The sequence below is a fragment of the Hymenobacter sp. genome (assembly GCF_036387835.1).
Taxonomy (GTDB): domain Bacteria; phylum Bacteroidota; class Bacteroidia; order Cytophagales; family Hymenobacteraceae; genus Hymenobacter.
Genome location: NZ_DASVSY010000016.1, coordinates 27,163 through 49,162, shown reverse-complemented (window position 1 = coordinate 49,162; position 22,000 = coordinate 27,163). Strand labels below are relative to the sequence as shown.

Here is a 22,000-nt window from a genome sequence, read left to right as displayed (position 1 = left end):
CGCGACGAGCACAGCGAGTATCCGGTACTGCGCCACTTGCGCCAACGCAGGATACTCGCTGTGCTCGTCGCGGAACGGATTTCCTGTGGCTTCCGCGCTACACTACCTTTGCCGGCACCATGGACATCATCACCCACTACTTCCCGCACCTCACCGACCACCAGCGCCAACTGTTCCAGCAGCTCGATACCGAGTTCCGCAGCTGGAACGAGCGCCTCAACCTGGTAGCCCGCACCGACGTCAGCAACCTGGCGGAGCGCCATTTTCTGCACTCCCTGGGCATTGCCAAAGTAGTGGAGTTTCCGGCCGGCGCCTCGGTGCTCGACGTAGGTACGGGCGGCGGTTTGCCAGGCCTGCCATTGGCTATTCTGTTCCCGGAAGTGAAGTTTCACCTCGTTGACAGCATCGGCAAGAAAATCCACGCCGTGCAGGAAATGGCCCAAGCCTTGGGCCTCACCAACGTAACCGCCGAGCAAATCCGCGCCGAGCAGCTTCGCCCCAAGTACGACTACATCGTGAGCCGCGCCGTAGCCCGCCTCGCTACCTTCCACACCTGGATTGCCCACCGCTACAAACCCACCGGCAACGCCACCAGCGGCCTGTATTACTTGAAAGGCGGCGACCTGACCGAGGAAATAGAGGAATCAGGACTTGTAACTAAAGTCTACGACCTCCAAGATTTTTTTGCGGAAGAGTTCTTCGAGACAAAGAAGTTGGTGTTCGTGCCGATTAACTCAGTTGGGCAGGGGTAAAGAGAAGATCCGTAACGTTTCTCAAACGACCGTTCAACAAACGTTACAAGCTAGAATATGGTCTGACAGGTGAAAGTTTTCGAGAAAGCAGGCCTTATCTAGACGTTTAGAAAAGGAAGAAATATTTCATTTTGTGAAGTAACTCATGAGCTATAGCCGTTTCTCTGATACCTTTTATCGCTATTTGTTGCTCCCTATTCTGATTCTTCAGTTTATAGGTGCCCCCTTTTTAGGAAGAGTATACGAGCAATATTCAAGCACTACACGAGCAGAAAACTATCTGGTATTCACAATCTGGTACAGCCTAATAGCCTACTTATGCTTTACAGGTCTAGCCTTTGCGAAAGCAAATCAGCGGAGTTTTATGCAAGCAGCTTATGTGCTGTTTTTCATGATTCTTTTATTGCTCGTTTTCGTGAACGCATATCTCGCATTGTGCATAGATCAATGGAATAATAATTAGCATATCCTGTATCGCAACTAAATAATAACAAAGTTACTACAGCTATATAATGCTCCTCAACTATTACTATTCTAATGCTATGATTATAACTAGCATTACGTTAAGTAAACATTTCAAGGAATGAGATGAGTAGTTATAATAGTTAATTATCCTGGCACCTTCGCCGTCAGAAACTCAACCGCCCGGTGCTCCGAATAATACTCACCGTCGGGTGTGCCTTCACCGAAGCCAACGTGTCCGCCTTCCTGCGGCGTTTCCAGGAACACAAACGCACTGCGCGACGCCGAGTCGCGGGGGAAGCAGGAGGGCGGCAGGAACGGGTCGTTTTGGGCATTGACGAGCAGCGTAGGAATGCGGATGCCGCTTAGGTAGCGGCCGGAGCTGGCGTGTTCGTAGTATTCTTCCGCCGATTTGAAGCCGTGCATAGGCGCGGTGTACCGGTCGTCGAACTGCGGGAAGTCAAGCAACTCGTCGAGGCCGTTGAGGTCCACCTGATCGGGCAGGAGCATAGCCTTCTCGCGCATCTTCTTGCGCAACGACTTCAGGAACCGGTTGAGGTAGAGGCGGTTTTCCAGGCGGCTGATGTGCATGGAGCTAGACTTGAGGTCGGTGGGAACCGAGAAAACGGCGGCGCGCTGTACCTCCTGCGGCACTCGTTCGGGCTGCTCGCCGAGGTACTTCAGCGTCACGTTGCCACCGGCCGAGAAACCCGTGAGGTACACGCGGCGGTAGCGGGTGGTGCCCAAGGCGTAGCGCACTACAAAATCCAGGTCGTCGGTATCGCCGAGGTGGTAGGAGCGGAGTAGGCGGTTCATTTCGCCGCTGCAGCTGCGGTAATTCCAGGCTAGGGCGTCGAAGCCAGCGCGGTTAAGAGCGCGCACCATGCCGCGCACGTAGGGCCGGCCGGCGTCGCCTTCCAGCCCATGCGAGACAATGCAGAGCGTATCGGTAGTGCGGTCGGTGGGGCGCGACCAATCGAGGTCGAGAAAGTCACCGTCTTCAGTTTCTACCCGTTCCCGCTCGTAATGCACTTCCGGCACCGTGCGCAACAGGCTCGGAACGATGGTTTGTAAATGGCCATTGAACAGATAGAATGGCGGCTGATAGCGGGAGTGTATTACTAGGGGCATGGAACAGCAAGCTGACGTACAAGAGCGGGGGGCTGGTCGGGTAAGGAAATATAAGTAGGCATGCATACGTTCATACAATGGTAAAACCGGGCTTATGGTTGTATCAACTGCAACTTCGGGCTGAAAGTTGCTTGGTCATGCTACCTAAGAAAAGCAGCGAAAGAGAAGAAAAACAGTACCTCATCAGTAGTACTATGTCGAGATTAATATAAATTAAATTAAGTAAAAACATCTACCTAGTTTATTCAGCATCGTATGACCAAGCACTAAGCCAAACTTACATGCTATGAAACCAACAAGAGCCATTTCCTACTTTTTGGTAATCGGTGCCACAATGTTTGGTGCCGCCTGCAGCACTACAGGCACAGGAACGGGTGCTAGTTCCACTTCCGGAAGTGGAACCGGAGCCAGCACGGGCGCAACTAGTGGCACTTCGGCCACCGGAGCCGGCAACAGCGGCGCCGGTACCGGTGGGGTAGGAGCAACTGCTGGCGCGAGCTCCGCCGGTACTTCCGGTACGGCGGGCACAAGTGGAGCACCAGCAAGCAGCGGAACCACCGCCGTAACCGGCGCGGATGCCGCTGGCGCCGCAGGTGGAACATCTGGTGGGGGCGGTGCTACCGACATGAACGCCTTCATGGGCACCTTTGCTACCATGCCTGATGCCACGTTTTTGCTAACCGCTGCCAGCAGCAACTTATTGGAGCTTCAAGCAGGACAAATGGCTGCGCAAAAAGCAACCAGTGCTAGCGTAAAGAAATTTGCTCAAATGATGGTCGATCATCATACCAAAGCCACTCAGCAGCTCCAGACCATTGCTAAGCCGCTTGGCGTAGTTCCTTCACAAGCCCTGATGCCTATTCACCAAGCTATGCTCGACCAGCTGACAACTAAATCGGCGGGTAAGCAGTTCGATGAGGCGTATATGGATGCCATGGAAACCGCACACACCATGGACATTGCCATGTTTGAAGTGAAAAGCAAAGGTGCCGAAACACCAACCGTCCAGACCTTTGCCACTAAAACACTGCCTATGTTACGGTCGCACCGCACTATGGCCGGCGAGCTGGAGAAAAAGGTTGATTAGGCTGTGCCGCGTCCAGCATGCTTCATCTGGCGTGCTGACCGGATGGTGCTAACGGTCGTACTAAGCTTGTTTAAGTAGCAGACGGCGTGCAGTATTTCGCTGGCTGACATTGCTAAGCTAATCATACACAGCTTAGTTAAGTTGCAGCGTTTCGGGTAAGGCCTTGCTTATTGCAGCAAGTACGGCAGGATGATAATGTAGCGGTTAGGCTTATAGTGGTAGAAATGGAGGCTTGCGCTGCCGCAATCATGTATATGTTTTGCTATTTCCGAGTTAAGCCTTACCTTTGCCAACCCAATTGAACTGAACCCGAGCAGAAGACCTTTTTAACTCATGGCAAATCATAAGTCGGCCCTTAAGCGCATCCGTTCCAACGAAGCTAAGCGCGTGCTGAACCGTTACCAGGCAAAATCTACCCGCACCGCCATCAAGAAGCTGCGGGCAACCACCGACGCTACGGCTGCACAAGAGTTGCTGCGCAAAGTGTCGTCGATGCTGGATCGTCTGGCCAAAAAGAACATTATCCACAAGAACAAAGCCGCCAACAACAAGTCGAAGCTGGCTAAGTTCGTGAAGTCGCTGGCTGCCTAAGCAGCAAAAGCTACTTTCTGCTCTTTTATACACGAAAGGCCCCGCGCGCAAGTGCGGGGCCTTTCCGCGTTATGCATGAATATATCTTTATTTTTATATCTTATGACTGCTTATTCTAGCTTAGCTCGTTGTATACGTGAGAAAACTCTACCTCTTCCTGATTTTGTGTTGCTGCTTGAGTTGGCTGCCTACGCAAGCACAAAACTGGCGCCCGTTCCGCCTCAATGGCGACGTGCACGCTTTTCGCGGCGCCTCCGCCGACACCGTTCTAACCTTGCGCCTCGATTCGGCCGGGGTTAGTGGCTACGATTCGGTATACTTTTTCAATCGTACGGTGCAGCGTATCAACAGCTTCGCGTGGCAAAAGTCACGCAACAACCAGTTCGGTAAGCTGATGCGCTATAATGCACCTCAACGAACCTACACGCTGTATTGGCAGGATGACCCAAGCCCCTTGTTGCTGGACCGTTCGTTGGTGCTGAAGCCGTTTGTGCCAGTTGGAACCACTTGGAGCAGTGCCTTCACCGACTACGGGGTTACGACCACTTTGCTTTCCCGCGGTACCAGCCTCATAGATGGAGTAATGGATTCGGTGGTTACGTTTCAGGTGCGAACAGGCGCAATCATCGTATTGAGCAAGAATTTTGGCTTGGTGTCAGGTCCTGCCAATTTGTTGTTTGGAGTTCCAACACCCAAAATTCTGACATTAACCCGCCGGCCCGCACCGGCGGGCCTGAGCTACTACAATCCTCTAACGCTGCTTGACTTGCAGCCCGGCGATGAGCTAGGCTACAATTATCAGCAATTCACTTTCAACCCCATCGGCTGCGCCACCGGCACCATATTGCGCCGGGTGCTGACGCGGCAGCTCACCACCGACAGCCTCGTCTACACGTTCCAGGAGCAAAGCCGGACCGTGTACAACGGAGCCCCCGGCTGCGTTAGCGCGGGTACGGTAGTTTCGCCCATCTATATGGTGCGATTTGCCGCGTCGCGGAGCACCGGGCAGTGGCGCGGGCTGGGTCTTCTGATACCGCTTAGCAGCCCGCTGCTGGCGTATGGCTACGAGCCGCTAGGCGCTGGCGCTAGTGGAATACTAATGGGATACCCCGTGGTGAGTTCCCGGCCAGGAGGAGCGTGCGGCGGGCCGGCTACGCTGCTGCTGGAAGCACTTTTCAGAAGCACAGGCACCGGAGCTGTTTATGGGCCTGGCCTGGATGCGCTTAATCAACAGCTATTCAGCGCACCGGGCGTGGGAGCCGTACGACAGCCAGAGCACGAGCTTGTGTACACCCGCCGCACTATCAACGGCACCGTACAAACCTGTGGAAGCCGCACTAATTTTGGCACGCTGCTGCCAACTAAAGCTGCACAACGGGCTTCAGCATTCCAGCTCTATCCTAACCCCGCCACTGCCTCGGCCACGCTCAAACTGCCGGAGTCAGCGCGAAGCAAGGTTGTAGTGCGCCTGCTAGACAGCGTAGGGCGGGTGGTGCAGGAGCAGCAGCTGGCGGCCGGACAAACTACCACTACGGTGTCGTTGCAAGGCTTGGTGCCCGGCGTATACGTGGTGCAGCTGCAAGCGCCCGGCGAGACTACGCAGCATCTGCGGTTGCAGCATCAATGAACAAGGCTTTTCTAACACAAAAAGCCCTCCTGATCCATCAGGAGGGCTTTTTGAATGACAGTCGCACAACTTACGCCACGCTTACCTTCACCATGTTAGCTTTGCCTTTCTCGTTGATTGGCATGGAGGCCGTGTTGATGAACACGTCGCCTTTCTGGAGGTGGCCCATGGTGGTTAGCACGTATTTGATGTCCAGCACGGTGTTGTCGGTGCTTACCATCCGGTCGTAGTAGAAGCCGCGCACGCCCCACACCAGGCTGAGAGTGGTGAGCAGGGGGCGGTTGTCGGTAAACACGAAGATGTTGGCCTTGGGGCGGTACTTCGCAATCTGGAAGGCTGTATACCCCCGGTGCGTCATGGCCGTAATGGCCTTGGCGTTCGTGTTTTTGGCCAAGTGGCAAGCCGCTGACAGCAAGCTGTCTACCATGAAGCTTGGGGCAGTTGGGTCGATGGGGAACCAGTGGTTGTAGAGGCTAGCCATGCGGCTTTCCACGCTGGCAACGGTGCCCACCATCGAGCGGATAACTTCGGCCGGATACTGCCCCACGGCGGTTTCGGCGGATAGCATCAGCGCGTCGGCACCGTCCATCACGGCATTGGCGACGTCGGAGGTTTCGGCACGGGTCGGGCGCGGGGCCGAAATCATGCTTTCCATCATCTGCGTGGCTACAATGACGGGCTTGCCGGCCTTGTTGCACTTTTCTACAATCATCTTTTGCGCCATCGGCACCTCTTCCATCTTCACTTCCACGCCTAAGTCGCCGCGGGCCACCATCACGGCATCGGTAATGGCAATAATTTCGTCGAGGTTGCGGAGGCCTTCGGGTGTTTCGATTTTGGCAATAACCCGGGTCGACTTACCGCCTTCCGCAATCAAACTCTTGATAAAGCGAATATCCTCGGCGCGGCGCGCAAACGATAAGGCAATCCAGTCCACGTCGTGCTCCAACCCGAATTTCAGGTCTTCAATGTCCTTCTCGGTCATGGAGGGGGCCGACACTTCGGAATCGGGGAGGTTGATGCCTTTGCGGGGCTTCACGAGGCCGCCGTACACCACTTCCACGTCCACCTCGGTTTCCCGGTCGGTAGCCAGTACCTTCAGTTCAATCTTGCCATCGTCCAGCAAAATCATGTCGCCGGCCTTTACGTCACGGGCTAGGCCCATGTAAATAGTGCTCAGGCGGGTAGCCGTACTGACTTCCTTTTCGCCGCACACCAGCTTGATCTTGTCGCCGCGCGTAATTTCCACGCCGCCGCCTTCCACGTCGCCCAATCGGATTTTGGGACCTTGCAAATCCTGCAGCAAGCCTACATTGGTGCGCAAGTCTTTGTTCAGGCGCCGAACGGTGTTGATTACCGACAGATGATCTTCGTAGGAGCCGTGCGAAAAATTGAGCCGAAATACATCCACCCCTTCGCGGATGAGCATGGCCAGCCGTTCGTAGGTGTTGGATGCCGGGCCGACGGTGGCCACAATTTTGGTTTTATTGAACTGAGCACGTGTTTCCATGGGCAAGTAGCGCCAAGCTCCAGCTTGGTGAGTCGTTGAACGGTGAGTGAAGTGGAGGTCAGCACGCGGCGCTGACTGTTCGCCAAGCTGGAGCTTGGCGCTACAATCCTCAAAAGAGCAGATTTTCTTTAAACTTCAGGCTATTTGGGTCGAATTGACATACGTACTGCACCACGGGCAAGGCTGCAAGTTCTTTCACTAGAATTTCGGGCGCCAGCATGCCTGTCCCGTCGCTGACCTGAATCAGGTAGTCGTATTCCTTGATATCGGGCGCCAGGAAGGGCTTTTTCAGCATCGAAGGATCGAGGGAACGGTTGCGCAGCAGCCGCAACGTAAAGTGTTCGGTGGCGTGCAAGTAGTTGCTGATAACGAGGCGGCCCTGACTAAACAAATCGTAAATCAGGTCGTGCTGTTTGATCAAACGCAGGCGCAATAGCTGGTTGAGTTGCCAGGCCAGGGTATGCTCCCGGCTCGACGAAACGACCCCGAATAAGTCGAAGTTGCACTCGTATTCTACGTCCAGGGTAAGCGTTTTCATAAGCGTATACTAAAGCCAGAGCGAGCAAATTTACACAGCTAGCCCACGAAATAAACTGCTCAGGTCAGAATCTTGTACTGGCAAGATTAGAGACCCGATGTTTGAAAATGTTAGGGAAGATGGTGTTATTTGTGGCGAGTTTTCTCTAAACCCCCACGGAAATGTCTGAAATTGCAGAAAAAGTAAAAGCCATTATCATCGACAAACTAGGCGTAGAAGCATCTGAGGTAACTCCAGAGGCAAGCTTCACCAACGACCTAGGTGCCGACTCGCTCGACACGGTTGAGCTGATTATGGAGTTTGAAAAAGAATTCAACGTGTCTATTCCCGACGACCAGGCTGAAAACATCGGCACCGTGGGTCAGGCTATCAGCTACCTCGAGGAACACGCCAAATAAGTGGATAGTATTAAGTACTTGGTATAGAGTAAGGAGACCTTCCAAGCTTATAGGTTTATCTCAACCACTCGCTACTTACTGCCAACTACTCGTTTTCTAGCGACTTTTGCGCATTCGGTCGGCCTGCCGCCGACCGTTTTGCTTTTCCACTTTTTCGTAATCTCTGCCCATTCCTATGGCTTCTCGGAGAGTTGTCGTTACGGGGTTGGGGGCCATCACGCCACTTGGCAGCACCGTTCCCACTTATTGGGACGGTCTGCGCCAGGGTACGAGTGGTGCCGCGCCCATCACCCGCTTCGACGCCAGCAAGTTCAAGACCCGCTTCGCCTGCGAAGTGAAGGAGTACAATCCTGATAATTACTTCGACCGCAAAGAAGGTCGGAAGATGGACCTGTTCACGCAGTTCGCCGTCATTGCCAGCGACGAGGCCATCCTCGATGCCGGCTTGGCGCAGGGCGTCAACAAGGACCGGGTTGGGGTTATCTGGGGCTCCGGCATTGGCGGGTTGCAAACGTTCCAGAACGAGTGCTTCACCTTCGCCAAGGGCGACGGTACCCCCCGCTACAACCCCTTCTTCATTCCGAAAATGATTGCCGACAGCTCGTCGGGCAATATTTCGATCAAGAACGGCTTCCGCGGCCCCAACTTCGTCACGACTTCGGCCTGTGCTTCTTCTTCGGACGCCATTGTGGCCGCTTACAACTACATCCGCCTCGGTATGGCCGATGTGGTGGTAACCGGTGGTTCGGAAGCAGCCATCACCGAAGCCGGCGTAGGGGGCTTCAATGCCCTGAAGGCCATGAGCGAACGGAACGATGATGCTCCCTCGGCCTCCCGCCCCTACGATAAGGACCGCGACGGTTTCGTGCTCGGTGAAGGTTCGGGCGCGCTGGTAATCGAAGATTACGAGCATGCCAAAGCCCGCGGCGCGAAAATCTATGCTGAAATTATCGGCGGCGGCCTTTCTTCGGATGCCTACCACATCACGGCTCCTGACCCAACCGGTGAAGGCGTGGTACTGGTTATGCAGAACGCGCTACGCGATGCTGGTATTCAGCCTGAGGAGGTGGACTACATCAACACCCACGGCACAAGCACGCCCCTCGGCGACGGAGCCGAGGTGAAGGCTATTCAGAAGGTGTTTGGGGAGCAGGCCTATAACCTCAACATCAGCTCGACCAAGAGCATGACGGGCCACTTGCTAGGTGGAGCCGGCGGAATTGAGGCAGTAGCTAGCATTCTGGCTATTCAGCACGGTATTGTGCCGCCTACTATCAACCACTTCACCGCCGACCCGGAACTGGATGCTCGACTGAACTTCACGTTCAACGAGGCGCAGTCTCGCGAGGTGAATGTGGCGATGAGTAATACGTTTGGTTTCGGCGGACACAACACGTCGGTGGTGTTCCGCAAGATTCAATCCTAATGGCGGGCTTGCCCTTGTTCGGATTTTTCCGGCGGATGCTGGGGCAGGACCAAGCCTTCCTGCAAGCAATTGCTACGGTAACGGGCCGCACGCCTTCCAACGTGCGGCTTTACCGTTTGGCCTTCACCCACTCCTCAGTGGTACGGCAGCAGGGCGAGCAAGGACGGCAGCAAAGCAACGAGCGACTAGAGTTCCTTGGCGACGCAGTGCTCGGCACGGTGGTAGCCGAGTATCTGTTCCGCAAGTTTCCGTACGAGCAAGAAGGCTTCCTGACCGAGATGCGCAGCCGCATCGTGAACCGGGAAAGCCTGAACTCATTGGCCCTGAAGCTAGGCCTCGATAAGCTGGTGCAACTCGATCCAGGGCAAGGCCGCGCCGCCCGTTCGCGCTCCGTGAACGGCAACGCCCTGGAGGCGCTGGTAGGCGCGGTGTACCTCGACCAAGGCTACAAAGCGGCCCGCAAGTTTGTGCTGGGCCGCATTGTGAAGCCCTACGTAGACGTGAAGTCCATGATCCAAACTACCACCAACTTCAAGAGCAAGCTCATTGAGTGGGCGCAACGCAACGGCAAAGCCCTCCGCTACGAGCTTAGCGGGGAGCCCCGGCCGGGTGGCGTGATGGAGTTTTCGGCCACCGTGCTGCTGGACGAAGAAGCCGTAGCCACGGGCATGGGCCTAAGTAAGAAACAAGCCGAGCAGCTAGCCGCTGAGCGAGCCTTGGACATGCTAGGGGTGTAGCAGAACGTTCTGTGTACCACTGCGGGCCTCTGCGAGAAACCTCAAATAGTGGTTCTCACAGAGGCCCGCAGTAGTTTCGCGGAGGTACTCAGAGGCAGGCGGCAACTCAATTGCTAGAAATGGAGTTGTTTTGTGGAAATTCAATTTCTCGACTTATGCGAATTGCCGGCGGCGCCCTCAACCAAATACCGTTTGACTGGACCCATAATCTGCGGGTTATCCGCGAGGCTATCGAGCAGGCCAAAGCAGCGGGGGTAGAACTGCTCTGTCTGCCGGAGCTGTGTTTGACGGGCTACGGTTGCGAAGACTTGTTTTTGAGTGACTGGCTGCCGGAGCAAGCCTTGGCTCATTTGCAGCAGGTACGGCCCTGGACCGAAGGTATTTGCGTGGTAGTAGGCTTGCCGGTGCGGCTCAACCACCACACTTACAATACGGCCGCCGTACTGCGCGACGGTCAGATTCTGGGCTTTGCGGCCAAGCAGTTTCTCGCCAACGACGGTGTGCATTATGAGCCGCGTTTTTTCTATCCGTGGCCAGCCGGCGAAACCACTACCGTGACTTGGGAAGGGGAGGAGTGGACCTTGGGAGACATGATTTTCGAGCACCAAGGCGTAAAGTTCGGCTTTGAAATTTGTGAGGATGCGTGGCGAGCCGACAACGTGCGGCCAGCCTGCCGGCTGCAAGGCCGGGTGGATTTGATTGTCAATCCGTCGGCCTCGCACTTTGCTATGAGCAAGACCGACCTGCGTTACCAGCTGGTGCTGCGGGCCTCGCGCAATTTCAACTGCACCTACCTCTACGCCAACTTGCTCGGCAACGAAGCTGGCCGCATCACCTACGATGGCGAGATTCTGGTGGCCCGCAATGGTCATTTGTTGCAGCGCAATCAGCTCATGAGCTTCAAAGAGGTGGATTTGGAATATGCCGACGTTGATTTCACGACGCCGCTCGAACCAGTTGCACTCGATGCCATTGACCCGCTGCCTGCTCCCGATGAGTACCGGGAGCTGAATCAGGCGCTAAGCCTGGCTTTGTTCGACTACATGCGCAAAGCCCGCAGCCGGGGCTTCGTGCTAAGTTTGAGTGGCGGCGCCGATTCGTGCCTGTGCGCCGTATCGGTGGCTGAAATGGTACGGTTGGGTACCACGGAGCTTGGCACGGCCGAATTTATGCGGCGTAGTGGCTGCTTTACCACCGAAGAAATTGAAGCAATAGCTGGTCCGGTGGCCCCTGCGCCCGACCAAAACATGCCCGGCCCGAAGGATGCCTCTCTAACGGATCCCGACCAGCAGCAGAGAGAAATAAACAAACAGCTCACTCGTCGCTTGCTCACCTGCGCCTACCAGGGTACCGTCAACTCTTCCGACGACACGTTCAACTCGGCCAAAGAACTGGCAGATTCCATTGGGGCCGTGTTTTATAATTGGGAAATCGACCAGGAGGTGACGGGGTACGTGGGCAAGATTCAGAGCGCACTAAACCGCGAGCTGAGCTGGAAAACCGATGACCTGGCGCTGCAAAACATTCAGGCGCGAGTACGGGCCCCGGCCATCTGGCTGCTGGCCAACGTGCAGAACTGCCTGCTCATCACCACCTCCAACCGCTCGGAAGCTTCGGTGGGTTACTGCACCATGGACGGCGACACGGCTGGCAGTATCTCGCCCATCGGGGGCGTTGATAAGGACTTCGTAAAGAAATGGCTGGTGTGGGCCCAAACCGAACTGGGCTATCCGGCGCTTAGCCACGTGAACAACCTCCAGCCTACCGCCGAACTGCGCCCGCTCGAAGAAAAGCAAACCGACGAGCGGGACCTGATGCCTTACGTGTTGCTTAACCGCATCGAGCGGCTGGCTTTTTACAACCGGCTGAGTCCGCAACAAGTGCTGGCCACCTTGGTGCAAGAGGAACCTAGCATAGACCCGGAGCAGCTGAAAACCTACGTCAAGCGCTTTTACAGCCTCTGGAGCCGCAACCAGTGGAAGCGCGAACGGTATGCCCCAAGCTTCCACCTCGACGACTATAACGTGGACCCCCGCTCGTGGCTGCGCTTCCCCATTCTGAGCGGCGGCTACACCGAAGAGCTAAGCAAGCTGTAGTTGCTGGGTGGATTTCGGACGAGCTTCAGAAGAATGCTGCGGATTATTTATGAGGCACTACCTTGTTTGTCTGGCTGTTATAGAAAAGGTAGGAGCGTGGGCGCAAGTTTTACGCGCTAAATTGGCCTAAGCAGACATAACCTCAGTCGTCGCGGGAAAACCAAGCGCTGAACAGGTGTCGTCTCTAGCCTTTAATTTTCGCTTCACTGGTGTATACACTTCCGCTGCTTACTGCTCAGAGTGTCGTGCCGCCTGCGCAGTGCTTCGCTGTTTCCGCCGATGCAGAACTGGTAGCGCAATTGCAACAGGGCAGTGAGGTTGCGTTTCGCACGCTAGTAGAGCGATATCAGAATCGTATATACCGTACGGTTTTCGCTTTGCTACGGTCGCCGGAAGAGGCAGAGGACGTGGCGCAGGAAGTGTTTGTGGAAGTGTACCAAACGATTAGCAAGTTTCGGGGCGAAGCCACACTAAGTACTTGGCTTTATCGGTTGGCTACCTCGCGGGCTCTGAAACACCGGCAGCGGGCTCGGGCCAAGAAGCGCTTTGCCTATTTCACCAGTCTGCTGGGTTTCGACAACCAAGTGCTACACGAGCTAACTGATTATGCGCACCCGCAGGCGCAAATGGAGGGGCAGCAGCAGTTGGCGCTTTTGCTCGCGCACATCGCTCGACTGCCTAGCCAGCAGCAAGTGGCTTTTACGCTACGGCACGAGCAAGAATTAAGCTACGAGGAAATAGCAGCTGTTCTTGAAACCACTGTGCCGGCGGTGGAGTCCTTGTTGTTCCGCGCCCGCAAAACCCTTCGTAACCACCTTCTTCTTCCCCTGCGTCATGCCTGATTCCGCCACTCGCTCTACTACTGATGAAGAATTGGAAAACCTGCTGCACCAATGGCGTGCCCAACAAGCTACCCAGCCTCAGCCATTCTTTTATAGTCGGGTACGCGCCCGGCTCGTCAGCGAGGCAGTAACGGAGCGCCAATCGTTGCCCACTTGGCTGCGCTGGCCTAGCTATGCCTTCATGCTGGGTTTGCTGCTGATGCTCAGCGGCGACGGTGTCGCACTGCGCTCATCTGAGTCCACAAACCTATACCAACTTTATCCTGAGGGTCAGCAAGGACCTTTACCCGCCCGCTGATTGGTTGCCACCAGTACGCCGTGCCTCTGCCCAATACCTGAGTGGACAAGCGGTTTGCAAAGTCGCAAACCGAATGTCTGAGTACCTTTGAGTCCTTTCATCATTTCGTAACCATGCTTTCTTTCCTCGCTTACATCACTTGGAATACCGACCCCATTCTGGCCAAGCTAGGGCCGTTGACGCTGCGCTGGTACGGGCTGCTGTTCATGTCGGGCTTTGTGTTCGGCACATTCATCCTCTCCCACATCTACAAGTCGGAGCGGACGTCGCCGCGTTGGGTGGATGTAATTACCATCTACATGCTGGCGGGTACCATTCTGGGCGCGCGGCTGGGGCATGTGCTGTTCTATGACCCCGACTATTACCTGACCTCCGAGCACTTTCTGGAAATATTCAAAATCTGGGAAGGTGGCTTGGCCAGCCACGGGGCTACGTTAGGCATCTTGCTGGCCTGCTGGTTGTTTGCCCGCAACAACAAGTTCGATTATCTCTGGGTGCTCGACCGCATCGTGATTGTAGTAGCGTTGGGCGGGGCTATGATTCGCTTGGGCAACCTGATGAACTCCGAAATTGTAGGCGAGCCAACCGATAAGCCCTGGGCCTTCGTGTTCGTGCGCGACGCCGACCATTTTCAGCCGGTTACGCGGCCCCTGCCGCCTGGTGCCGTACAGGTAGCGGCGCAGCCTGTGGTGCGCACCGATGGTACGCAAACCTATCGGCTGTTACCCAAAGGCACCCCCGTTGCGCCCGACTCGCCGATGACAGTGCCGCGCCATCCCACGCAGATTTACGAAGCTGCTTTCTGTATCTTCCTGCTTGTGCTGCTCTACAGCATGTGGAACCGCACCAAGGACCGCACGCCGCGTGGCTTGCTGTTCGGGCTGTTTGTAGTGCTGCTGTTCACGCAACGATTCCTGGGCGAGTTCCTGAAGGAAAATCAGGAAGGCTTTGAAGATAAGCTGCCGCTGAACATGGGCCAGATTCTGAGCTTGCCGCTGATTTTAGTGGGCATATGGGTGTTGTGGCGCGCCGGCAAAGACCCGAACAACCCCTACGGCTATGCCCCGCGGGACTTAGACGAAGAAGAAGCCGGCAACAAGAAGGCTATCAAAGTTTAAGTACAGAACCAAGAAAAAAGGGCGTAGAGCTTAGAGCTTTCATTTAAAGGCTAAGCTCTACGCCCTTTTTTCTTGGGTTTTATGCTAAGGCTTTACAGCTGGTAACGATAGAGCGACCCTTGTTCAGTGCTGATAAGCAGCGTGCCATTGTCAAGGAACAAGATGCCTTCGGTTTGGCCGGCGCCTTTAAGAGAAACCGTTTTGGGAGTGGCTTTCAGCGCACTTTCTAAGTCATTACCGTCGTACAAATACAAGGCTTGCTGGCCTACCAGGGCCAAGTGACGACCGTCGGGGCTGAGGTCGGCGCCGGTTACTTCACCGGCAATGGGAAGCATGGTGAGCAGCTGTGCCGTTTGGGTGCCGGGCTGATCAGTCAGGGTGTAGACCTTGCTAGTACTGCGCTGGGCGCGGTCTTTGGTGAACAGATAGAGCTTGCCGGCGTGCCAGAGCGAGGCTTCGCAGTCGAAATTACGCTCCTCTTTGGCCGGCGGGAAAGCTTTTTGGTCGGCGTAACGGAAGCTGATCTTGCCGACTTTATTGGGTTGGTCAGGATTGACGCGGTAAATGGCTAAGTCTTGGCGCGAATTGTTGTTGTTGCCCGCATCAGCGACGTAAATGGTGCCTTTGCCATCATCAGCGAGACTTTCCCAATCGACGTTTGGTACGGGAAGTTCGCGCTGGCCGAGCAACTCGCCTTTCTCGTTGATGAGGTAAAGGACGGGGGTGGTGCCAGCGTCGCCGTGGGTATAAAAGGTGCCAGGGCGGTTGCCGTGGGCCAGGCCGGAGCTTTCGGGTACGCTGCCTTGCAACTCGCCTACGGGTTGTAGGCCGGTGGCCATCACTTTATCTTCTTTGCCGTCCTTCTTATCCTTCTTCCCTTTCTTTTTTTCTGATTTAGGCGAATCATTGAGCTGTTCGGCGGTGTCGCTCTGGGCCTGGGAGCAGCCGGAACCTAATAAGGCAATGAGACCTAGAGCAAGCAGCGATATTCTGGACATCAAAGAGTGAACAAGTAATTGAGTGACTGAGTGAAGTAGCATACGGTATGAAGGGCTCCACTGTTAGGAAGCGGCAGTCAGCAACACCTGCACCGTGTGTTACTTCACTTAGTCACTCAATTACTTGTTCACTCCTACGGCACGGGGTCGTAGCCGTGGCCGCCCCAGGGGTGGCAGCGGCTAATACGGCGCAATGCCAGCCGGCCGCCTCGCCAGGGGCCATGTTTCTGGATGGCTTGCACGGCGTAGGCCGAGCAAGTGGGCGTGTAGCGGCAGCTGGCCGGAGTAAGCGGCGAAATCAGGTAGCGGTACACCCACAGCAGCCCCAATAGCAACTGGCGAATCAAATAAGACATACCAGCAAAGAACTGCAAACGAAGCAGAAAGATTGTATTTCAACAAGCCTTTCTAAACTCTACGCTTCTCCGTTAGGGGCCAAGTCTTTTCGTAAATTAGCCAGCCAGACTCATCGGTTCTTTTTCCTTCTTTTTTCCTTCCCACTCATGCGTAAAAACAACTGGGCGAAAGCCCTGCTCCTGACGCTGTTGCTCCCGTTCACGGCCCGCGCCGACGAAGGCATGTGGCTGCCGCTCTTCGTGAAGCGGCTCAACCAGGCCGACATGCAGAAAAAAGGCCTCAAGCTCACGGCCGAAGAAATCTACGACGTCAACAACGCCAGCCTGAAGGATGCCGTGGTGCAGCTTGGGGGCTTTTGCACCGGCGAGTTTGTAAGCAGCCAAGGCCTGCTGCTCACCAACCACCACTGCGGCTACGATGCTATTCAAACGCATAGCACGCCGCAAAACAACATCTTGCAAAACGGCTTTTTCGCCGCCACCAAAGCCGAGGAAAAAACCAACCAGGGTTTGTTTGTAGATATTCTGGTGCGCATGGAAGACGTAACCGGCAAAGTGCTGGAAGGCATTACGCCCACCACGCCGGAGCCGGAGCGCGTGGCCACGGTGCAGAAGCGCCAAAAAGAAATGGCTGACGCGGCCAAAGAAAACGGCCAGTACGTTGCCTACGTGCGCGACATGTTCGGCGGCAACGAGTACTACCTGTTCGTGTACCAGCGCTTCGGCGACGTGCGCCTGGTGGGCGCGCCACCCGAGGCCGTAGGTAAGTTCGGGGGCGACACCGACAACTGGATGTGGCCCCGCCATACCGGCGACTTCTCGATGTTCCGGGTGTACGCCGACAAAAACAACAAGCCGACCGCCACGCCGCAGGCCGACAATATTCCTTACGTACCCAAAAAGCACCTGCCCGTGAGCTTGCAGGGCGTGAGTGAGGGCGACTTCGCCATGGTGTTTGGCTTCCCTGGCCGCACCCAACGCTTCCTGCCCGCCGCGGGCCTCCAAATGACGCTCGACCAAAGCAACCCGGCCCGCATTAAGCTACGCGACACCCGCCTCAAGCTTTGGAAAGAAGACATGGACCAAGACCCGGCACTACGCCTGAAGTATGCTTCTAAATACGCCAGTATTGCCAACTATTGGAAGTATTTCATTGGTCAGAATGAAGGCATGAAGCGCCTAAAAACGGTAGATGCCAAGAAAGCCGAAGAAGCGGCCCTGGCCCAATGGATAGCCGCCGACCCTACCCGCACCCAACAGTACGGGGAAGCCTTAAACGCTATCAACCAGGCTTATACCGGCTTGCGCGAATACAACCTAAGCGCGAACTACGTGAACGAAGCCGCCTTCGGGACGGAAATCGTGGCGCTGTCGTCGCGCATGATGCCGCTCTACACAACGCTCAAAGCCACGCCGACCGACAAGGCCGCCGTTCAGAAGGCCGTAGAAGCCTTGAAGGAGCCGGTGGCCGAATACTTCAAAGATTACAGCGCTCCAACCGATAAAAAGGTGTTTGCCGCGCTGATGACCCTGTACGGCAAGGATGTGCCCCAAGCGCAACTGCCCGAAGTGTTCCAGACTGTGTTGAAGCAGTACGCCGGCTCATGGTCCAAGTATGCCGATTATGTGTTCACCAACTCTTTCCTGACTTCGGAAGCCAAGGTGAAAGCCTTCTTGGCCAATCCTACGCTGGCTAAGCTGGAAGCTGATCCTGGCTTCAAGACGTTCAACTCGGTGTACCTGAATTACACGCAGAACATCCTGCCGAAAATGCAGGCGCTACAAGCTAATCTGGCCCGTGCCAACCGCCTCTACGTGGCCGCGCTGCGCGAGAAAAACAGCCAGAAAGTGTACTCGCCCGACGCCAACTCCACCATTCGCCTCAGCTACGGCAGCGTGCGTCCTTACAAAGGCCGCGACGCCGTGCGCTACGACTACAAAACCACCGCGCAGGGCATTCTGGAAAAAGAAGACCCCACCAACGAGGAGTTTGTAGTGCCCAAGAAAGAGTTGGAGCTGCTTAAGCAGAAAGACTACGGCCGCTTCGCCGACAAAGACGGTAACCTGCCCGTAGCCTTCATCACCGACAACGACATCACCGGCGGCAACTCCGGCTCCCCCGTCATCAACGGCCGAGGCGAGCTAATTGGCCTGGCCTTCGACGGCAACTGGGAAGCCATGACCGGCGACTTAGCCTACGACCCCGAATTGAAGCGCTGCATCAACGCCGACATCCGCTACGTGCTCTGGTGCATCGAAAAGCTAGGTGGCGCCAAGCACATCGTCGATGAAATGACGATAGTCAATAACGGCCCGAACCCTGGGGTAGGACCAGCCGCTACGGCCTCGGTAGAGGCCCTGAGCGACATAGAGAAGATGAAAGTGAAAACCGAAGACGGTCAGAAAACCAAAGTGAAAAAGAAGAAAGGCAAGGAAAGCACGGCAGCTGGTATGTAAGCGGTAGCGTGAAGCCTTCCGTAAACTGCTGCTTTACAGAGCTAGAAGATAGTGCTGCTTCTAGACAGCATAACAACTTAGAAGCCCCGGTGCCGTTGATGCCGGGGCTTTTTTGCGACTAGCAACAGTAAGCCCCACAAAAAATAACCGCTATAAAGCTAGTAGTCTGTTATTCTAAATTGACTATTATTGAAGCTTGTATTGACTTGTTTATGAGACAACTCTACTTTATTGTAGTTATTTTATTTCTATTATCAATTACCGCTTATGGCCAAGGCAATGGCCCTGGTACGCGCGGTGCACGAGCAGCTGCGCTAGGTAATGCCTCCGTAACCCTAAGTGACGTGTGGGCGGTAGGCAACAACGCAGCAGGCTTGGGGCAACTCAGCAAGCCAGCAGTAGGAGTGTATGCCGAGAACCGCTACTTGCTGAGTGCCTTAAACACGGTAGCTGTGGCCGCCGCAATGCCGTTGGGCGCAGTGGAAAACAACAAAGCTAAAAACGGGGTGGTAGGTGTGGAGGTGCAGCGTTTTGGGGGCAAGCTATACAGCGAACAGCGTGTAGGCGCGGGCTACGGCTACCGAGGCGGTTTGGTGAGTATTGGAGCCCGGGTGGATATGCTGCAGCTTAGCATCGAGGGGTTGGGGAGCAAGCGGGCCATAGCTGTTTCGTTGGGCGGGCAGGCGGAGTTGGTGCCGAAACGGCTGGTATTTGGAGCGTATCTCTATAATCTCAACCAAGCCAGGCTAGCCGATTATCAGCAGGAGCGGGTGCCTACCGTGCTCAAAGCAGGGCTTTCTTATCAGCCTACGGCTAAGGTGTTGCTTAGCATTGAAACCGAGAAAGACGTGGAGCAGGACGCTGATTTCAAAGCGGGCCTTGAATACCACATCATTGAAAAACTAGCCTTGCGGGTCGGTTTTCGAACTTTGACGGAGGAAAGTACAGGCGGCATCGGGTTTCAGGCTGGCGCCTTACAAATCGACTATGCGGCGGCTTGGCACGCGGCGCTGGGGCTGAGTCAGCATGTGGGTGTGGGATTTCTCTTCGAGAAGAAGTGATGCGGTGTGCACTGTTGAACTGTAGGCAACTTTCAAAGTCTAAGCGTAGCCTAGCAATACTGGTTGGGCTTCTGTTAATGGCTTTTATGGCGCAAGCGCAAGAATACGTGCGCCCACCAGCCGACTTCGACCGGTTGACGCAGGAGCTTTTTGCCGAAATTCAGAGCGACCAGGTGCCCTACGAGGACCTTTACGAGACCTTGCTGCAGTACTACCAGACGCCGCTCAACCTCAACACGGCCACCCGCGAAGAGCTCCGGGGCCTGCTGCTACTCTCTGAAAACCAGATTACCAGCCTACTCGACTACCGCCAGCAGCGTGGTTCCCTTCTGACGCTGTATGAGCTGCAAGTGGTGCCGAGCTTCGACCTGCGGACTATCTATCGGATGGCGCCCTTTGTTACCGCGCAAACTGCGGGAGGTAGCAACGCACTCCGCGGGCCGCTGTGGCAGCGGGTGCTCAAGGAAGACAACAACGCCCTATTTGTGCGCTATGAGCGGGTACTCGAAAGTCGCAAAGGCTACTCCGAAGCCCCACTGGACAGCCTAGGCCAGGGGCCGACCCGCTACGTAGGTTCGCCCGATAAGCTACTGATGCGCTACCGTGTTAGTCACACCAAAGATTTCAGCTTCGGCTTCACGGCCGAGAAGGATGCGGGGGAGCAACTGGTATGGAACCCCGGTTCTCGTCGCTATGGGGCCGATTTTCTGTCGGGGCATTTGGTGGTGCAGGAGCGGGGGCGGTTGAAGACGTTAGCCGTGGGCGATTATCAGCTGCAATTCGGGCAGGGGCTGCTGCTGTCGTCGGGGTTGCAGGTGGGGAAGGGAGCCGAAACAATTACCACGTTGCGGCGCAGCTCGGTAGGGGTGCGGCCGTACTCGTCGGTGCTGGAAAGCACGTTTTTTCGGGGCGCGGCGGCTACGGTTAGCTTGGCGCCTACGGTGCGGGCTACGGCGTTTGTTTCGCGCAAGCGGGTGGATGCCAACGTGCAGTTTGCCGCCGATTCGCTGGCAGAATTCGACGAATACTCATCGGGCTTTCAGCTGACGGGCTTCCACCGTACCCCAAGTGAGCTAGCCAACCGCCAAGCCCTGCGCGAAACCATCGCCGGTGGCAACCTCAGCTACAACAGCCGCAGCAGCAACTTCGCCGCCGGGCTCACCGCCGTCGATACTCATTTCGATAAAGCTATCCAGCGCCGCCCCGAGCTTTACAATCAATATGAGTTTCGGGGGCAGCACAATCTGGCTTTAAGTGCGCATTATAGCTACGTGCGCGGCAATGTGCTGCTGTTCGGCGAAACCGCCCGCAGCAGCTCCGGCGGCATAGGCACCGTCAATGGCTTGCTAGCCAGTGTGGCCCCCACGCTCGACGTTTCGGCGCTGGTGCGGCATTATGCCCGCGACTTTCATACGCTGTACGGCAACGCACTCAGCGAAAACACCCGTAATAGCAACGAGTCGGGCTTGTATCTGGGGGCGAAGCTGCGGCCCGTAGCCCGGTGGGAGGTTTCAGCTTACTACGACCAATTCTGGTTTCCGTGGTTGAAATACCAGGTAGGCGCCCCCTCGCGCGGGCACGACTGGCTGATACGGCTGGCCTACGCGCCTACCAAAACCAGCTTGCTCTACGCCCAAGTACGCACCCGCGAAAAGGAGTACGATGCCGATAGCAACCAGCCCGTGCCCATGCCGGTACCCACGGTGCGCCGCAGCCTGTTGCTTTACTACGATGCCAATCCTACTGCTACACTCGGGCTGCGCACACGCGTGCAGGGTACCCGCTACCGCGAAAACGAAGGCGCTTGGCGCGCGGGCTACGTGTTGGCGCAGGATGTTACGGTAGGAGTCGGTCGGCGCCTGCGCCTCTCGGCCCGCTACGCCCTTTTCGACACCGACGACTACGATACCCGGCAGTATGTTTTCGAGCAGGACGTGCTGTATGCCTTTTCCGTGCCGGCGCTTTCCGGTCAAGGCACGCGCATCTACGGTTTAGTTGAAATCAACTGCACGCGTCACCTCACGCTCTGGCTACGGCTGGCCGAAACGCACTACCGCCATCAGTCCACGGTAGGGTCTGGTCTGGAAGAAATTCAGGGCCCGCAACGTACTGAGCTTAAGGCGCAGGCCCGCTACCGTTTCTAAGGACATCTTGCTTGGCTTGCTAAGCTTTGGTTTACGCCCAAGTCGTTTATCTGCTGTGCGCCGATGATGAAGCTGTGTGCTATGCTGCGCAGCTTGCGTATTGTTTAACAAATAATAACTGGTAGCGCTAGTACTGGTTTGCTAGCTAGCGGAAACAGAACGCTACTAATCTGTGACTTAAGACAGTATTTGCTGATGCAGCGGGCTTTTTACATCTGGCGAAATCATCAATCAATTGTTGTGTTCATCTTTCGAGAAGGATTTATAGATTATATTGGCCTATTACGAGTTGAAATAGGCCATAAACTATTTTGCCTCGCGTCTTTCCACTGTTTTTCTTGTTTTTTGAATGAAAACACGCATACAAACCC

Annotated in this window: 19 protein-coding genes; 14 read left to right on the top strand and 5 right to left on the bottom strand. The window is 55.6% G+C overall.

What is annotated here, in order from left to right:
* The coding region (rsmG, locus tag VF639_RS03390) for a 16S rRNA (guanine(527)-N(7))-methyltransferase RsmG (protein ID WP_331144475.1) at positions 1-752 on the top strand (752 nt) is incomplete at its 5' end.
* A 609-nt stretch (positions 753-1,361) separates the two neighbouring features.
* On the opposite strand, the gene VF639_RS03385 is transcribed toward rsmG, so the two are convergent.
* A complete protein-coding gene (locus VF639_RS03385; RefSeq protein ID WP_331144474.1) occupies positions 1,362-2,345 on the bottom strand; it encodes a YheT family hydrolase in 984 nt (327 codons plus the stop codon).
* 286 nt (positions 2,346-2,631) lie between these two features.
* Here VF639_RS03385 and VF639_RS03380 point away from each other — a divergent pair, with 286 nt between their 5' ends.
* The 3 genes from VF639_RS03380 (at position 2,632) to VF639_RS03370 (ending at position 5,650) form a co-directional block, all read left to right on the top strand.
* Positions 2,632-3,432 (top strand): DUF4142 domain-containing protein, encoded by an 801-nt coding sequence (locus VF639_RS03380; RefSeq protein ID WP_331144473.1) that lies wholly within the window; start codon positions 2,632-2,634, stop codon positions 3,430-3,432.
* Between the two features lie 333 nt (positions 3,433-3,765).
* Positions 3,766-4,023: a 30S ribosomal protein S20 gene (gene rpsT, locus VF639_RS03375; protein ID WP_331144472.1), complete on the top strand. Its 258-nt coding sequence runs from the start codon at positions 3,766-3,768 to the stop codon at positions 4,021-4,023.
* A gap of 136 nt (positions 4,024-4,159) precedes the next feature.
* Positions 4,160-5,650: a T9SS type A sorting domain-containing protein gene (locus VF639_RS03370; protein WP_331144471.1), complete on the top strand. Its 1,491-nt coding sequence runs from the start codon at positions 4,160-4,162 to the stop codon at positions 5,648-5,650.
* Between the two features lie 70 nt (positions 5,651-5,720).
* On the opposite strand, the gene pyk is transcribed toward VF639_RS03370, so the two are convergent.
* Positions 5,721-7,160 (bottom strand): pyruvate kinase, encoded by a 1,440-nt coding sequence (gene pyk, locus VF639_RS03365; protein ID WP_331144470.1) that lies wholly within the window; start codon positions 7,158-7,160, stop codon positions 5,721-5,723.
* A 109-nt stretch (positions 7,161-7,269) separates the two neighbouring features.
* A complete protein-coding gene (locus tag VF639_RS03360) occupies positions 7,270-7,698 on the bottom strand; it encodes an IPExxxVDY family protein (RefSeq protein ID WP_331144469.1) in 429 nt (142 codons plus the stop codon).
* Between the two features lie 161 nt (positions 7,699-7,859).
* On the opposite strand from VF639_RS03360, the gene VF639_RS03355 reads away from it, so the two are divergent.
* The 7 genes from VF639_RS03355 (at position 7,860) to lgt (ending at position 14,613) form a co-directional block, all read left to right on the top strand.
* The gene (locus VF639_RS03355) at positions 7,860-8,096 is read left to right on the top strand and encodes an acyl carrier protein (RefSeq protein WP_019948606.1); all 237 of its coding nucleotides are present in this window, start codon (positions 7,860-7,862) and stop codon (positions 8,094-8,096) included.
* Between the two features lie 175 nt (positions 8,097-8,271).
* Positions 8,272-9,522: a beta-ketoacyl-ACP synthase II gene (fabF, locus tag VF639_RS03350; RefSeq protein WP_331144468.1), complete on the top strand. Its 1,251-nt coding sequence runs from the start codon at positions 8,272-8,274 to the stop codon at positions 9,520-9,522.
* Positions 9,522-10,259 (top strand): ribonuclease III, encoded by a 738-nt coding sequence (rnc, locus tag VF639_RS03345; RefSeq protein WP_331144467.1) that lies wholly within the window; start codon positions 9,522-9,524, stop codon positions 10,257-10,259. Before fabF ends, rnc begins: the two co-directional genes overlap by 1 nt.
* Before the next feature lie 155 nt (positions 10,260-10,414).
* Entirely contained in the window at positions 10,415-12,355 is a 1,941-nt protein-coding gene (gene nadE / locus VF639_RS03340) for an NAD(+) synthase (protein ID WP_331144466.1), read from the top strand.
* 209 nt (positions 12,356-12,564) lie between these two features.
* Positions 12,565-13,197 carry an RNA polymerase sigma factor gene (locus VF639_RS03335; RefSeq protein ID WP_331144465.1) on the top strand — a complete coding sequence of 211 codons (633 nt, stop codon included), beginning with the start codon at positions 12,565-12,567 and terminating at the stop codon, positions 13,195-13,197.
* The gene (locus VF639_RS03330; protein ID WP_331144464.1) at positions 13,190-13,495 is read left to right on the top strand and encodes a hypothetical protein; all 306 of its coding nucleotides are present in this window, start codon (positions 13,190-13,192) and stop codon (positions 13,493-13,495) included. The genes VF639_RS03335 and VF639_RS03330 overlap by 8 nt, the downstream gene beginning before the upstream one ends.
* Before the next feature lie 113 nt (positions 13,496-13,608).
* Positions 13,609-14,613 (top strand): prolipoprotein diacylglyceryl transferase, encoded by a 1,005-nt coding sequence (gene lgt / locus VF639_RS03325; protein ID WP_331144463.1) that lies wholly within the window; start codon positions 13,609-13,611, stop codon positions 14,611-14,613.
* 92 nt (positions 14,614-14,705) lie between these two features.
* Here the strand turns inward: lgt and VF639_RS03320 are convergent, their stop codons facing one another.
* Both VF639_RS03320 and yidD read right to left on the bottom strand, forming a co-directional pair.
* Positions 14,706-15,611, bottom strand: coding sequence for a hypothetical protein (locus VF639_RS03320; RefSeq protein ID WP_331144462.1), 906 nt, complete (start codon positions 15,609-15,611; stop codon positions 14,706-14,708).
* A 134-nt stretch (positions 15,612-15,745) separates the two neighbouring features.
* Positions 15,746-15,967: a membrane protein insertion efficiency factor YidD gene (gene yidD / locus VF639_RS03315; protein WP_331144461.1), complete on the bottom strand. Its 222-nt coding sequence runs from the start codon at positions 15,965-15,967 to the stop codon at positions 15,746-15,748.
* Positions 15,968-16,114: 147 nt separating this feature from the next.
* Here yidD and VF639_RS03310 point away from each other — a divergent pair, with 147 nt between their 5' ends.
* The 3 genes from VF639_RS03310 (at position 16,115) to VF639_RS03300 (ending at position 21,629) form a co-directional block, all read left to right on the top strand.
* Positions 16,115-18,424: a S46 family peptidase gene (locus tag VF639_RS03310; protein ID WP_331144460.1), complete on the top strand. Its 2,310-nt coding sequence runs from the start codon at positions 16,115-16,117 to the stop codon at positions 18,422-18,424.
* Between the two features lie 212 nt (positions 18,425-18,636).
* Positions 18,637-19,485 (top strand): PorV/PorQ family protein, encoded by an 849-nt coding sequence (locus VF639_RS03305; RefSeq protein ID WP_331144459.1) that lies wholly within the window; start codon positions 18,637-18,639, stop codon positions 19,483-19,485.
* Positions 19,486-19,571: 86 nt separating this feature from the next.
* Positions 19,572-21,629, top strand: a complete 2,058-nt coding sequence (locus VF639_RS03300; RefSeq protein WP_331144458.1) for a ComEA family DNA-binding protein — start codon at positions 19,572-19,574, stop codon at positions 21,627-21,629.
* The last annotated feature ends 371 nt before the right edge of the window (positions 21,630-22,000 follow it).

Excerpts from the sequence above, each read along its gene's own strand:
- VF639_RS03385 (WP_331144474.1), bottom strand. The coding sequence starts at position 2,345 with ATGCCCCTAGTAATACACTCCCGCTATCAGCCGCCATTCTATCTGTTC.
- VF639_RS03380 (WP_331144473.1), top strand. The coding sequence starts at position 2,632 with ATGAAACCAACAAGAGCCATTTCCTACTTTTTGGTAATCGGTGCCACA.
- rpsT (WP_331144472.1), top strand. The coding sequence starts at position 3,766 with ATGGCAAATCATAAGTCGGCCCTTAAGCGCATCCGTTCCAACGAAGCT.
- pyk (WP_331144470.1), bottom strand. The coding sequence starts at position 7,160 with ATGGAAACACGTGCTCAGTTCAATAAAACCAAAATTGTGGCCACCGTC.
- VF639_RS03360 (WP_331144469.1), bottom strand. The coding sequence starts at position 7,698 with ATGAAAACGCTTACCCTGGACGTAGAATACGAGTGCAACTTCGACTTA.
- VF639_RS03355 (WP_019948606.1), top strand. The coding sequence starts at position 7,860 with ATGTCTGAAATTGCAGAAAAAGTAAAAGCCATTATCATCGACAAACTA.
- fabF (WP_331144468.1), top strand. The coding sequence starts at position 8,272 with ATGGCTTCTCGGAGAGTTGTCGTTACGGGGTTGGGGGCCATCACGCCA.
- rnc (WP_331144467.1), top strand. The coding sequence starts at position 9,522 with ATGGCGGGCTTGCCCTTGTTCGGATTTTTCCGGCGGATGCTGGGGCAG.
- nadE (WP_331144466.1), top strand. The coding sequence starts at position 10,415 with ATGCGAATTGCCGGCGGCGCCCTCAACCAAATACCGTTTGACTGGACC.
- VF639_RS03330 (WP_331144464.1), top strand. The coding sequence starts at position 13,190 with ATGCCTGATTCCGCCACTCGCTCTACTACTGATGAAGAATTGGAAAAC.
- lgt (WP_331144463.1), top strand. The coding sequence starts at position 13,609 with ATGCTTTCTTTCCTCGCTTACATCACTTGGAATACCGACCCCATTCTG.
- VF639_RS03320 (WP_331144462.1), bottom strand. The coding sequence starts at position 15,611 with ATGTCCAGAATATCGCTGCTTGCTCTAGGTCTCATTGCCTTATTAGGT.
- yidD (WP_331144461.1), bottom strand. The coding sequence starts at position 15,967 with ATGTCTTATTTGATTCGCCAGTTGCTATTGGGGCTGCTGTGGGTGTAC.
- VF639_RS03310 (WP_331144460.1), top strand. The coding sequence starts at position 16,115 with ATGCGTAAAAACAACTGGGCGAAAGCCCTGCTCCTGACGCTGTTGCTC.
- VF639_RS03305 (WP_331144459.1), top strand. The coding sequence starts at position 18,637 with ATGAGACAACTCTACTTTATTGTAGTTATTTTATTTCTATTATCAATT.
- VF639_RS03300 (WP_331144458.1), top strand. The coding sequence starts at position 19,572 with ATGGCGCAAGCGCAAGAATACGTGCGCCCACCAGCCGACTTCGACCGG.